7 protein-coding genes and 1 pseudogene are annotated in these 12,395 nt (G+C 70.8%); 3 read left to right on the forward strand and 5 right to left on the reverse strand.

All coding sequences use genetic code 11. The features are described 5' to 3' along the window. Positions 1-94: 94 nt before the first annotated feature. The 4 genes from ACHMXA_RS29395 to ACHMXA_RS29410 all read right to left on the reverse strand — a co-directional run bounded on the left by ACHMXA_RS29395 (position 95) and on the right by ACHMXA_RS29410 (position 9,134). Positions 95-388 carry a hypothetical protein gene (locus ACHMXA_RS29395; RefSeq protein WP_176663391.1) on the reverse strand — a complete coding sequence of 98 codons (294 nt, stop codon included), beginning with the start codon at positions 386-388 and terminating at the stop codon, positions 95-97. Further along, entirely contained in the window at positions 385-3,471 is a 3,087-nt protein-coding gene (locus ACHMXA_RS29400) for a glutamate ligase domain-containing protein (protein ID WP_395317383.1), read from the reverse strand. The genes ACHMXA_RS29395 and ACHMXA_RS29400 overlap by 4 nt, the downstream gene beginning before the upstream one ends. 112 nt (positions 3,472-3,583) lie before the next feature. After that, positions 3,584-4,087 (reverse strand): peptidoglycan-associated lipoprotein Pal, encoded by a 504-nt coding sequence (gene pal / locus ACHMXA_RS29405; RefSeq protein ID WP_395317384.1) that lies wholly within the window; start codon positions 4,085-4,087, stop codon positions 3,584-3,586. Between the two features lie 97 nt (positions 4,088-4,184). Next, the gene (locus tag ACHMXA_RS29410) at positions 4,185-9,134 is read right to left on the reverse strand and encodes a hypothetical protein (RefSeq protein ID WP_395317385.1); all 4,950 of its coding nucleotides are present in this window, start codon (positions 9,132-9,134) and stop codon (positions 4,185-4,187) included. Between the two features lie 314 nt (positions 9,135-9,448). Here ACHMXA_RS29410 and ACHMXA_RS29415 point away from each other — a divergent pair, with 314 nt between their 5' ends. Continuing rightward, positions 9,449-9,883 (forward strand): DUF1841 family protein, encoded by a 435-nt coding sequence (locus ACHMXA_RS29415; protein ID WP_019656213.1) that lies wholly within the window; start codon positions 9,449-9,451, stop codon positions 9,881-9,883. On the opposite strand, the pseudogene ACHMXA_RS29420 reads toward ACHMXA_RS29415, so the two are convergent. Further along, positions 9,880-10,837: pseudogene (locus ACHMXA_RS29420) on the reverse strand (LysR substrate-binding domain-containing protein). The gene ACHMXA_RS29415 and the pseudogene ACHMXA_RS29420 overlap by 4 nt on opposite strands. Before the next feature lie 139 nt (positions 10,838-10,976). Between ACHMXA_RS29420 and pcaH the strand changes: the two are divergent. Together pcaH and pcaG are read left to right on the forward strand one after the other, a co-directional pair. Further along, the gene (gene pcaH, locus ACHMXA_RS29425) at positions 10,977-11,702 is read left to right on the forward strand and encodes a protocatechuate 3,4-dioxygenase subunit beta (protein WP_019656215.1); all 726 of its coding nucleotides are present in this window, start codon (positions 10,977-10,979) and stop codon (positions 11,700-11,702) included. Between the two features lie 15 nt (positions 11,703-11,717). Further along, positions 11,718-12,326, forward strand: a complete 609-nt coding sequence (gene pcaG, locus ACHMXA_RS29430) for a protocatechuate 3,4-dioxygenase subunit alpha (protein WP_395317386.1) — start codon at positions 11,718-11,720, stop codon at positions 12,324-12,326. Positions 12,327-12,395: the final 69 nt, after the last annotated feature.

The raw sequence follows: 12,395 nt of genomic DNA on the forward strand, positions 1-12,395 counted from the left end.
GCCGGTTCGTCGTCCAGTGACGCCTGCCTCATTATCAACTGTTACCCAGCTGTTACAAGGCAAATATTCACTCGCGGTGCGCTTCAAACACACATCAGCACGACAGCCTCTGCCCCTTCGCCACATCGGCCCTGATCCCGTGAACCGGCACCGGTTGCGCGGCGCTTCCCGTTACCGCGCAACCGGCCGGCCTCCCTGCACTGACCTCTCCCTTTCGCCCTGACAAATCCTGCGCGAACACCAACGCGATGTTGGCGCACAGCAGCATGCACAGCACCCATGCGCAAAGCAGCTGCAGCCACCCCAGCCACCAGCGGCGCGCGGGCTGCTGTCGCGTGGCGGGGGCCTCGTATCCGAAGGCCGAATGCAGGAGTGCGTTGAATCTCATGGCAGTGCTTTCAAAACCCGGGCAAGCCGTGACAGGCCGATGCCCGCGGAACTCTTCGCCAACACCCAGTCGCCGGGCTGCAGCAGCCCGCCGAGCGCGGTCGACAGGTCGGACACGTCGACGAACCAGTGCGAATGGACCTTGGTGCGGATGCGCGCATGCAGCGCGCGCATCAGCGGTCCGCACAGCAGCACGCGGTCGGGCTGCGATGCGAGCAGCTCGGCCTCGAGGTCGAGGTGGTGGCGTTGCGCGGCGGGGCCGAGCTCCTGCATGTCGCCGAGGATCGCCACGCGCCGCGCCGGCTCGCAGGGCGCCTGCGAGAGCAGCTCCAGCGCAGCGCGCATCGAGCTCGGGTTGGCGTCGTAGGTCTCGTCGATCAGCTTGAAGCTGCCGCCGCCGATGTGGATGGTGTGCAGCGCGCCGCGTCCGCCCGGCGGCTCGAAGTGCGCGAAGGGCTCGACCGCGGCCGCCAGCGGCAGGCGCATCGCCTGCAGCGCCGCGAGCGCCGCGATGGCGCTCGCGCCCATGTGGCGGCCCGGCGCGTTCAGCCGCAGCTGGAAGGGCTCGCCCGCCACCAGCGCCTGCACCTCGCCGTGGTCGAAGGCGAGCAGGCGCACGTCGGCGTCCCTGTGCTCGCCGCAGGTCACGATCTGCAGCTGCTGCGCCATCGCCGCCTCGGCGAAGGTGGCGAACTCGGGCATGTCGCGGTTGAGCACCACGCGGTCGCCGGGCGCCATCGCCTGGAAGATCCGGCTGTCGAGCCGCGCGGCCGCTTCCGAGGGGCCGCGGTGCTTCTGCGACGCGATCGAGAGCCCCGTCACCACCATCAGCGAGGGCCGCACCAGCTGCGCGGACGCCGGCATGTGCGAGGTGCCCATCTCCAGCACCCAGTAGGCCGCATGGCGCGGCATGCAGGTCATGTTCCAGGCAATGCCCGACGGCAGGCTCACGTTGCCCTCGGGCTGGCCGACCTCGCCCCACACGGTGAGGGCGCCGGCCAGCATCGCGGCCACGGTGCCGCTGCCCGCGCCGCTGCCGAGCACGCCGCACACGCGGCCCGCGAATTCGGCGCGCGCATGGTCGCCCAGCTCGAGCACGGCCTGCAGCACGTTCGGCACCTTGAGCACGGGCACGCGCTTGTCGAGATGCGGCTTGGGGTCGGAGCACAGCACGGCCGCGGCGGGCTGCAGCACGCCCTTGAGCGTGACCGCCGCCAGCGGCGTCTTCGAGGGCCGCGTCTGGTGGTCGAACACCACGCGCCCCTTGCGCATGAAGGAGCGCTGCGCCACGCCGGCGGCGCGCCATCCGTCCTCGGGCCTGACCACCCATTCGCCGCCGGTGACGCGCGCCATCTCGCTGGCTGTCCACACGGCGCCGTCGTCCCGCGCGCCGCCCGAACCCGTGCCCGCACCGCCCGGCGCGGCGCGGCGCTCCACCAGGTAGCGGTGGTAGGCGGCGAAGCCCGAGAGGTACTGCTCGACGTCGTCGATGCGCACGCGGAACGAGTGGTGGCGGATGAAGAACGAGCCCACCACGGTCGACGGCCGGCGGAAGTACATCGCCATCTCGGGCCAGAAGAAGCCGTTGAGCAGGTAGTGCGCGCGGTAGTCGAGCGCGCGGTAGAACTTCTCGGTGTCGAGCTCGTCCAGAAGGTGCCGCATCGCGGGCATGCCTTCGAGCCGCTGGAGCATCTGCTGCGCGGCCAGCATGAGTTCGAGCAGCGTCGGGAAGGTGGTCTTCCGGTCGAGCACGAAGTCGAGATACCCCGCCACGTTCTGCAGGCCGAAGCGGAAATACTTCTCCTGCGGACTCCAGTGCGTGAGTTCGTGTACGCAGCAGCTGAGCCAGTGGTCGTGCGCCTGCCAGTGCTGGCTGGCGATGAAATGGTCGAAGGCCTTCTCCACCACCGCGAGCCATTGCGGCTCGCGCGTGAGCGAGTACAGGCGCATGAGCGCGTAGGCCGCCTCTCCGTCGTAGTAGATGACGCGCGAGGCCTGCTTGACCGTGAGGTCGGACGCGTGAAGCACGTGGTTGAAGCGGCCGCTGGCCGGATCCTGCAGCGAGGCGATGCCCACCGCGAGCCTCTCCAGCAGCGGCAGCCAGCGGCGCGTTTCCATCAGCTCGCAGTACTTCACCAGCGCGAGCACGCAGGCCGCGTTGCCGCCGAGCTTGATCTCGCCGCCGGTGTCGACCAGGAAGGCCGCGGCGCGGCCGTCGAGCAGCGTGTAGTCGCGGATCAGCGCGCCGGTGAGATGGTCCAGCGCCCGGTCGATGGCCGCGCGCAGCGTCTCGTCGCGCGTGAGCTCCCACGACTCGAGCATCGCGTACACCGCGCTCGCGTGGCGCATCGCATCGTAGGTCGGGATGCGGCGGTCGAAGCACGGGAAGTAGCCGTACACGAAGAGGCCGTCGCCCTGCACCTGGCGCGCCAGGTACGACGAGCCGCTGCGCACGAGGTCGAGCACCGATTGCGGGTTGAGCGCCGGCAGCTGCCGGCGGCCCGCGTCGAGCCCCGTGCCCACGAGCTTGTGCACCACGCCGTCGGGCTGGCAGAACACGCCCACGGTCGCCAGCAGGTAGACCGGCTGGTCCGAGGACATGTCCAGCGGCGGCGAGCGCTCGAAGCGCGCCTGGCTGTAGACCTCGAAGTTGCGTGCGTTCACCACCGAGTGCGGGATGGTCGAATCGCCGCACAGCATCGCGTTGGCGTTGAGCTCCTGCTCGGTGAAGGCCATCGAGAAGTCCTTGTCGAAGGCCAGCCCGAGGCGGAAGTAGTTGCGCTTGACGGCGGTGAGCTGGGTCTTGAACTGGGCCCAGTCCATCGGGCTCGCGCCCTCGACCCAGTCGATGCGCAGCCAAGGCGACACGATGCCGCGCTCGCGCACCCAGCTCTCCATGCGCCCGGCGCCCTCGCGCCAGGCGGTCTCGAAATCGGCGGCCCGCGCATGCACCACGTGCGCCCGTTGCGCGCCGTCGCTGACGGAGAAGAACAGCGTGAAGGCCGGATACGGTGCCGGCAGCGCCGCGCACACCGACACAAGGCGTTCGTGGCAGGCGTGGAGCTGGTCTGGGAAGGACATCATTCGGCCCCGTTCGGATGCGGGAAACCGGCCACGCCCGTCATCTGCTTTCGCTCTGGTGACGTGTGCGCGGTCCGGGAACTGACACGACCGAAGTCATCGCGGTGATCCGGCTTCAGCGATAGCTGAATTCGGCTCTGCGATTGAGCTGATAGCCCTCCTCCGTGGTTTCGTTCGATGCGGGCTTTTCCAGCCCCCAGCTGATGGACTCGATGCGCTCGGCGGGCACGCCGAGCTGCGTGAGCGCGCGCTGCACCGAATCGGCACGGCGCTGGCCCAGCGCCAGGTTGTATTCGCGGCCGCCGCGCTGGTCGGTGTGGCCCTCGATCACGACCTTGCTCTGCGGCCGGTTGCGCAGGTAGCTCGCATGAGCCTCCACGATGTTCCGGTCGGCGGGCCTGATGTTGTATTTGTCGAAGTCGAAGTAGACGATCTTCGGCACGCCCGCCGGTCCGTTCTGCACCGGCGCCGGCGGTGCCGGCTCCACCTTCGGCACCGCGGTGGCGGCCTTGTTGGAGTAGTAGTAGGTCGCATCGTCACGGCCGGTCTTGGGGGCCACGCAGCCCGCGAGTGCTGCGCCGAGCGCGACGATGGCCAGTGTCTGGAAATTCTTTTTCATATCGGTCCTTTCGCGGGACAGGCCGGTGGCGGCCTGTCCCTGGTGCAGCAAGCTCCCTCGCCCCACTTCCTTCTGTTATCTGTTTCCGGACGATCAATCAGCCCAGCAGGCCGTGCAGGATGTTCGTCACGGGCGACACGGTGTGCTCGACCAGGCTGGTGATCGGCGTCACGACTTCCGTCACCAGCGGGGTGGCGGCGTGTTCGACGCCGCTCACCGCGCTGCTGACGGCATCCGCCACCGGAGCGGCAGCCGTCGTGGCGCCGGCCAGGATGTCGGTCACCGGTGCGGTCACGTCGTGCGCCGCGCTGGTGGCGGTCGACACGACCGGGGCCGCGGTCTCGGTCAGGCTGCCGGCGACGTCGGTCACCGGCTGCAGGATGTTCGCCACCGCGCCGTCGCTGCCGGTCAGGCCGCCGAGCAGGCCGCCCACCAGGCCGTCGTGGCCCAGGAGGCTGCCGACGAGGCCGTCGTTGCCGAGCACGCCGTCGAGCAGGCCACCCGTGCCGCCACCGGTCACGCCGCCGAGCAGACCGCCGACCAGGCCGTCGTCGCCGAGCACGCCGTCGAGCAGGCCGCCAGCATTGCCGCCGGTCACGCCACCGAGCACGCCGCCGAGGAGCCCGTCGCTGCCGAGCACGCCGTCCAGCAGACCACCAGCGTCGCCGCCGGTCACGCCACCGAGCACGCCGCCGAGAAGGCCGTCGCTGCCGAGCACGCCGTCGAGCAGGCCGCCAGCGTCGCCGCCGGTCACGCCACCAAGCACGCCGCCGAGGAGACCGTCGCTGCCGAGCACGCCGTCGAGCAGGCCGCCAGCGTCGCCGCCGGTCACGCCACCCAGCACGCCGCCGAGGAGACCGTCGCTGCCGAGCACGCCGTCCAGCAGGCCGCCAGCGTCGCCGCCGGTCACGCCACCCAGCACGCCGCCGAGGAGGCCATCGCTGCCGAGCAGGCCATCCAGCAGGCCGCCAGCGTCGCCGCCGGTCACGCCGCCCAGCACGCCGCCGAGGAGACCGTCGCTGCCGAGCACGCCATCCAGCAGGCCGCCAGCGTCGCCGCCGGTCACGCCGCCCAGCACGCCGCCGAGGAGACCGTCGCTGCCGAGCACGCCATCCAGCAGGCCGCCAGCGTCGCCGCCGGTCACGCCACCAAGCACGCCGCCGAGGAGGCCGTCGCTGCCGAGCACGCCGTCCAGCAGGCCGCCAGCGTCGCCGCCGGTCGCGCCGCCGAGCACGCCGCCGAGGAGGCCGTCGTCGCCGAGCACGCCATCCAGCAGGCCGCCGGCACCGCCGCCGGTCAGGCCACCCAACAGGCCGCCAACCAGACCGTCGTCGCCGAGCACGCCATCGAGCAGCCCGCCAGCGTCGCCGCCAGTCAGGCCACCGAGCAGGCCGCCAACCAGACCGTCGTCGCCGAGGACACCGTCGAGCAAGCCACCAGCATCGCCGCCCGTCAGGCCACCCAGCAAGCCGCCGACGAGGCCGTCGTCACCGAGGACGCCACCGAGCAGGCCACCGTCACCGCCGAGCACGCCGCCCAGCAGGCCGCCGTCGCCACCCACGAGGTTGGCCACGCCATCGGTCAGGTAGTCGACCTGCGTGTCGACCTGATCCAGCAGGGCGCCGGTTGCACCCGCGCCGAGCAGCTGGTCGGCCAGCGGGCTCAGCAGGCCGCCCACGCCATCCGTCACCTGGTCCACGAGGCCGTCGGCCGGGTCGAGCACGTTGGGATCGTTCGGCAGGAAGCCGGTACCGAGCACCGGGCCCAGCAGGCCGTCGACCGTGTCGGTCAGGCCGTCGGTGACGCCGACCACCGGGGCGAGCGCATCGCCGAGGCCCAGGCTGCCGAGCAGGCCGTTGTTCAGGCTGTTCGCCAGGCCGGCGACCACGTTGTCGGCCGGGTCCAGCAGGGCCTGCGCGCCGGTGCCGGGAGAAGTGCCGCCACCGATGCCGCCGAGCAGTCCGCCCAGCAGGCCGTCTTCGCCGAGCACGCCACCGAGCAGGCCACCGTCGCCGCCGAGAACACCGCCCAGCAGACCGTCGTCGCCGAGCACGCCGCCAAGCAGGCCGCCGTCGCCACCGAGCACACCGCTCAGCAAGCCGTCGTCACCCAGCACGCCGCCAAGCAGGCCGCCGTCACCGAGCACGCCACCGTCGCCACCGAGCACACCGCCCAGCAGGCCGTCGTCACCCAGCACGCCGCCGAGCAGGCCACCGTCACCGCCAAGCACACCGCCCAGCAGGCCGTCGCCGGACAGCACGTTGGCCACGCCGTCGGTCAGGTAGTCGACTTGCGCCGTGACGCCGTTCAGCAGCGCGGCCGTCGTGTTCGTGCCGAGCAGCTGGTCGGTCAGCGGGCTCAGCAGGCCGGAGGCACCGCTGGCCACCTGGCCGACGAGGCCGTCGACCGGGTCGAGCACGTTGGGATCGTTTTCCGAGAAGCTGGTGCCGAGCACCGGGCCCAGCAGGCCGTCGACCGTGTCGGTCAGGCCGTCGGCGACGCCGACCACCGGTCCGAGCACATTGGTCAGGCCGAGCCCGCCCAGCGCGCCTTGGCCCAGGCCGTCCACCAGGTTGCCGAGCACGCCGTCGGCCGGGTCGAGCAGCGCCGCGCCGGTACCGGGGGTGCCGCCACCGCCGATGCCGTCCAGCAGACCGCCGAGCAGGCCGCCGACGATGCCGTCTTCACCCAGCAGGCCACCGACCGGGCCCTCTTCGCCCAGCACGCCGCCGACCAGGCCGCCAGGCCCGAACAGGCCGCCGGCGATGCCGCCGTCGCCGAGCACGCCGCCCAGCAGGCCGTCGTCACCGAGCAGGCCGCCGACAAGACCGTCGTCGCCGAGCAGGCCACCCACGAGGCCGTCGCCGCCCAGCAGGCCGCCGACCAGGCCGTCATCGCCCAGCACGCCGCCCAGGAGGCCATCGCCACCGAGCAGGCCACCGGCGAGGCCGTCGTCACCCAGCACGCCACCGAGCAGGCCGTCATTGCCGAGCACGCCGCCCAGCAGGCCGTCGCCGCCCAGGACACCGCCGAGCAGGCCGTCGCTGCGGAGCACGCCGCCGACGAGGCCGTCGTCACCCAGCAGGCCGCCGACCAGGCCGTCGTCGCCAAGCACGCCATCGAGCGCGCCACCAAGCAGGCCGCCTTCGCCACCGAGCAGGCCGCCCAGCGGGCTGTCGGCGAGGATGCCGGAGATGGCGCCGTCCTGGCCGAGCAGGCTGTCGACCAGGCCGCCGTGGCCCAGCAGTTCGCCGGTGAGGCCGCCGCTGCCGAGCACGTTGGAAAGGGTGCCGTCGCCGCCCAGCAGGCCGCCGACCAGGCCGTCGTTGCCGAGCAGGCCGCCCACGGCGCTGCCGTCGCCAAGCAGGCCGCCCAGCAGGCCGTCGTCGCCCAGCAGGCCGCCGGTCAGGCCGCCCACGGCGCCGTCGCCGAGCAGGCCGCCCACGAGGCCGTCGCTGCCCAGCACGTTGCCGAGCACGCCGCCCAGGGCGCTGTCTTCACCGAGCAGGCCGCCGACGACGCCGTCGTCGCCAAGCAGGCCGCCGACCAGGCCGTCCTCGGCCAGCAGGCCGTTCACGAGGCTGCCTTCGCCCAGCACGTTGTCGAGCGTCCCGCCCAGCAGGCCGTCGTTGCCCACGAGTTGGTCGGTGAGGCCGCCGAGTCCGAGGGCATCGGTCAGGCCGCTGATGATGCCGTGGTCGCCGACGAGGTTGGTCAGGCCGTTGTCCAGCGCGTCGGTCAGGTAGTCGACCTGGCCCGCCACCGTGCCGAGGATGGCGCCGGTCGCGCCCTGGCCCAGCAGGTTGTCGAGCGTCGGGCTCAGCGAGTCGCCCAGCAGGTCGGTGACGCCACTCACGGTGTTGTCGATCGGGTCGAACTGGTTGGGATCGTTCGGCGTGAACTCGCTGCCGACCAGCGGAGCCAGCACGTCGTCGAGCGTGTCGGTCAGGCCGTCGACCACGTTGTTGGCCGGCGAGAGCGAGTCGCCCAGGCCGAGCGCGCCGCCGAGGCTGTCGGTGACGTGGTTGACGAGGCTGTCGCCTGGGTTGAGGAGGGCGTCGCCGTCTGCGTCGGCGTCTGCATCGGCGTCTGCGTCGGCATCGGCATCGGCATCGGCATCGGCATCGGCATCGGCATCGGCATCGGCGTCTGCGTCGGCATCGGCATCGGCATCTGCGTCGGCGTCGGCGTCTGCGTCGGCGTCGGCGTCTGCGTCTGCGTCGGCATCGGCATCGGCGTCTGCATCGGCGTCTGCATCGGCGTCTGCATCGGCGTCTGCATCTGCGTCTGCATCTGCGTCTGCGTCGGCATCGGCGTCTGCGTCGGCGTCGGCATCTGCGTCTGCGTCGGCATCTGCGTCACCATCCGCATCCGCGTCGGCATCGGCGTCCGCATCCGAGTCGGCATCCGCGTCGGAATCGCCGGGGTTGTTCGGGTTGCCCGAACCGACGAGCAGCGGGAACGCGCTGTCGCTGCCGCCGCCACCGCCGCTGAGCGCGGCGCCCAGGGCAGCGGCGCCGAGGGCGCCGAGTGCGAACTCACCCAGCCCGATGCCGCTGCCGGCAGCGAGCTTCTTGGTGACGGCCAGGGCAGCGGCGTCGGCGTCGCTGTCGGGCGGGGTCACCTGCAGGTCGCCCGAGGCGACATCCACATTCACTTGTTCGAGGCCGCCGGGCAGCTTGGTCGAGCCGATAGTGGCGTCGGTGCCGCCGGTGAACACACCAGCGAGCGGGGCCTTGTTGGTGGCCGATCCGGGGAAGAGAACGTTGGCGTGGCCGTCCTGCGGAACGATCACGCGGTCGCCGGCCATCAGCGTCTGATTGCCATCGACGGGAATGCGGACACCGTCACGCATCACCGCGACGCCGGGCGTGGCATTCGATAATGTGCCGATGCCGGCGGGGGCCGCGGTTGCGGCGGGAGCCGCCGAACTCACCATGCCCGGAGTGCCGAGCGGTGTGACGGTAGCCTGGGCGATGACCACAGGAGCAGCGCCAGCGGCGGCAAGTCCCTCGGTCGTATTGGTCGATGCTTGTTGAGCGGTCATGGCAGCCTTCTGTGACAAAAGATGCCTACTCAGGGGCAACTAGCGTGCCGCTTTTCCCGAGCCCCGTGCCAAAGCGGCCCAGAGCATCGCAAGCTGTTGATTCGTATGGAAAATTTTCTTTTCGAGGTGCCTCCGGCAGGCTGTGGAAACAGCTCGTAAGGAGGTCAATCGGCGAATCGTTACGTAACGAAGTAACGTCGCGTACCCGGAACGTCCGACACATCCGAGGGGCCGCGGACACACCTGCAAACGCACTGGCAAACGCACCCGCGATCACCGCACCCACTCTTCTTTTTCTCACCCTCTATATAGATATGTTCAACCCCTCCCAGGAAGACGTGCGCCGCTTCTTCTGCGACGTCTACGCCAAGCACCGGCAGGGCCTGCCGATGGAAGCGCTCGAGACCATCGCCGCCGGCTGGATCGACCAGCACCCCGAGTACCACGAGGACCTGGCCGACGCCGACGCGGCGGTGGCGCGGGTGTACGACGGATCGAACGGGCGCGAGAACCCGTTCCTGCATCTGTCGATGCACCTGTCGATCAGCGAGCAGTGCTCCATCGACCAGCCGCGCGGCATCCGCCAGGCGGTCGAGCTACTGGCAGCTCGGCGCGGCTCGCTGCTGCATGCGCATCACGAGGCGATGGAGTGCCTGGGCCAGATGATGTGGGAGAGCCAGCGCGCGGGCCGGCCGCCGGATGGCGAGGGTTATGTGGCCTGCGTGCAGCGCCGGGCGACGAAGGACTAGCCGCCGCGCTTCCTCTTGGCCATGGGCGGGACCGCGCCCTGCTGCTTCGCCGCTTCACGCAGCAGCGCGGCCATGGCAGCGCGCAATGTCGAGGGCTCGGCGTCGCTGCGCTGCAGCAGGCCGACCGGCTCCTCGGTGCCGGCCGTCTCGATGCGCAGCCGCACGAGGCGCCCATCGTCCAGCTCGCCGCGCGCGGCACCCAGTGGCGTGATCCACACTGCGTCGGACACTGCCGCCAGCGCACGAGCCACCGCCACGTCGAGCGTCTGCAGCGCGTTGGCCGGCAGCACGAGGCCGCGCGCCGACAGGAAGCTCTCGGTGTTGTGGCGCGGGCTGGTGCCCTCGCCGTACACCACCAGCGGATAGGCCAGCACCGCCTGCACCGACGCCGCCTTGTGCGCCAGCGGATGGCCCGCGCGCACCGCGAACACCAGCGCCTCGGTGTGCAGCAGCTCGAAGCTCAGGCCGCCCATCAGGCGCGGATCGCTCATGCGGCCCACCACCAGGTCGAGTTCGCCGGCGCGCAGCTCGTCGAGCAAAGCGGCGTTGGCAGCGCTCTTCACCACGATCTGCACCGATGGCCTGCTGTCGCGCAGCCGCGCCAGCGCCTGCGGCAACAGGGCCGGCGCCACGCTGGGCAGCGCGCCGATGCGCAGCCGCTCGATGCGCTCGCCCGCCGCGGGCGCCACTGCCTGCGCGCTGGCGTCGAGCGCCTCCAGCACGCGCAGCGCATGCGCCAGCAACTGCTCGCCGGCGGCCGTGAGGCCCTGCACGCCGCGCCGCCCGGCGTTGCTGCGCTCGACCAGCCGCGTGCCGGCAATGGCCTTCGAGCTCGGAGAGCGTCTTCGACACCGCCGGCTGGCTCAGCGCCAGCCGCTCGGCGGCGCGCGCGAGGTGGCGCTCCTGGGCCACCGTGACGAAGCAGCGCAGGTGCCGCAGCTGCACGTTGCGCACGAAGTCCTGGCGAAGATCGGTGAGTTGGTTTTTCAATTCCTGCCGGTTATTGAAAACGTAGCAATCTTCAATTTACATCATCGGAAGCCGCTTCTACAGTGGCGGCTTCCGAAGCGTCCCACGACAGGAGACAACGTTCATGCCGACCCATACCAAGGGCGACTCGCCCATCCTCACGCCGCGCGACTGGGATGCCCACCCCAGCTACATCTACCCCGGCTACAAGTCCACCGTGAAGCGCGGCCCGCAGAAGCCGCTCATTCCGCTGAAGGCCTCGCTCGGCGAGCTGCAGCAGCCGGTGTACGGCCACGACAGCATCGGCGAGTTCGACCACGACCTCACGCGCAACGCGCGCAAGAACGGCGAGCCGCTGGGCGAGCGCATGATCCTCACCGGCCGCGTGCTCGACGACCGCCGCCGCCCGGTGGCCAACACGCTGGTCGAGCTGTGGCAGGCCAACGCCGCCGGCCGCTACGTGCACAAGGTCGACCAGCACGACGCCCCGCTCGACCCCAACTTCCTCGGCGCCGGCCGCTGCCTGACCGACAGCGAAGGCCGCTACCGCTTCCTCACCATCAAGCCCGGCGCCTACCCCTGGGGCAACCACCCGAACGCCTGGCGTCCGCAGCACATCCACCTGTCGCTGTTCGGCCAGAGCTTCGCAAGCCGCCTGGTCACGCAGATGTACTTCCCCGGCGACCCGCTGCACCAGTACGACCCGATGATCACCGGCACCCCCGAGCGCTACCGCAACCGCCTCATCGCCGACTTCAGCCTCGACATCACCGAGGACGGCTACGCGCTGGGCTACCAGTTCGACATCGTGCTGCGCGGCGCAGACGAAACCCCCTTCGAGAACCGCTGAGCCAGGAGACACACCATGCTGATGACCGCACTGGAAGCCGACTTCGGCCAGACCCCCTCGCAGACCGTGGGCCCCTACTTCGCCTACGGCCTCACCGCCACGCAATACGGCTACGACTTCGACCAGCCCTTCGACGCGGTGCTCGCGCTCGACAACGCCAAGGGCCAGCGCATCCGCCTCGAAGGCCGCGTGCTCGATGGCGACGGCAACCCGATCAACGACGCGATGGTCGAGATCAGCCAGCCCGACGGCGAAGGCCGCTACCCGCAGACGCCCGAAGAAGCGCGCACCATGGGCTTCCGCGCCTTCGGCCGCGTCGGCACCGGCACGCACGAGGGCAACCGCTTCGTGTTCCACACGGTGAAGCCCGGCGCCGAGTCGCCCGGCGAGGCACCGCACATCAACGCGATCGTGCTGATGCGCGGCCTGCTGCTGCATGCCTTCACGCGCATCTACTTCAGCGACGAGGCCGAAGCCAACGCGAAGGACGCAGTGCTGCAGAGCGTGCCCGCCGAGCGCCGCCACACGCTGATCGCCGAGCGCGTGGAGCAAGGCGGCGCCGTCACCTACCGCTTCGACATCCGCATGCAGGGTGCCGACGAGACGGCGTTCTTCGACGTCTGATCCGCCTGATCTCTCAGGGAAATCCCGGACATGAAAAAGCCCGCATCAGCGGGCTTTTTCGTTTTGGTC

Origin of the sequence: Variovorax sp. UC74_104 (assembly GCF_044055375.1) — a bacterium.
Lineage (GTDB): Bacteria > Pseudomonadota > Gammaproteobacteria > Burkholderiales > Burkholderiaceae_C > Variovorax.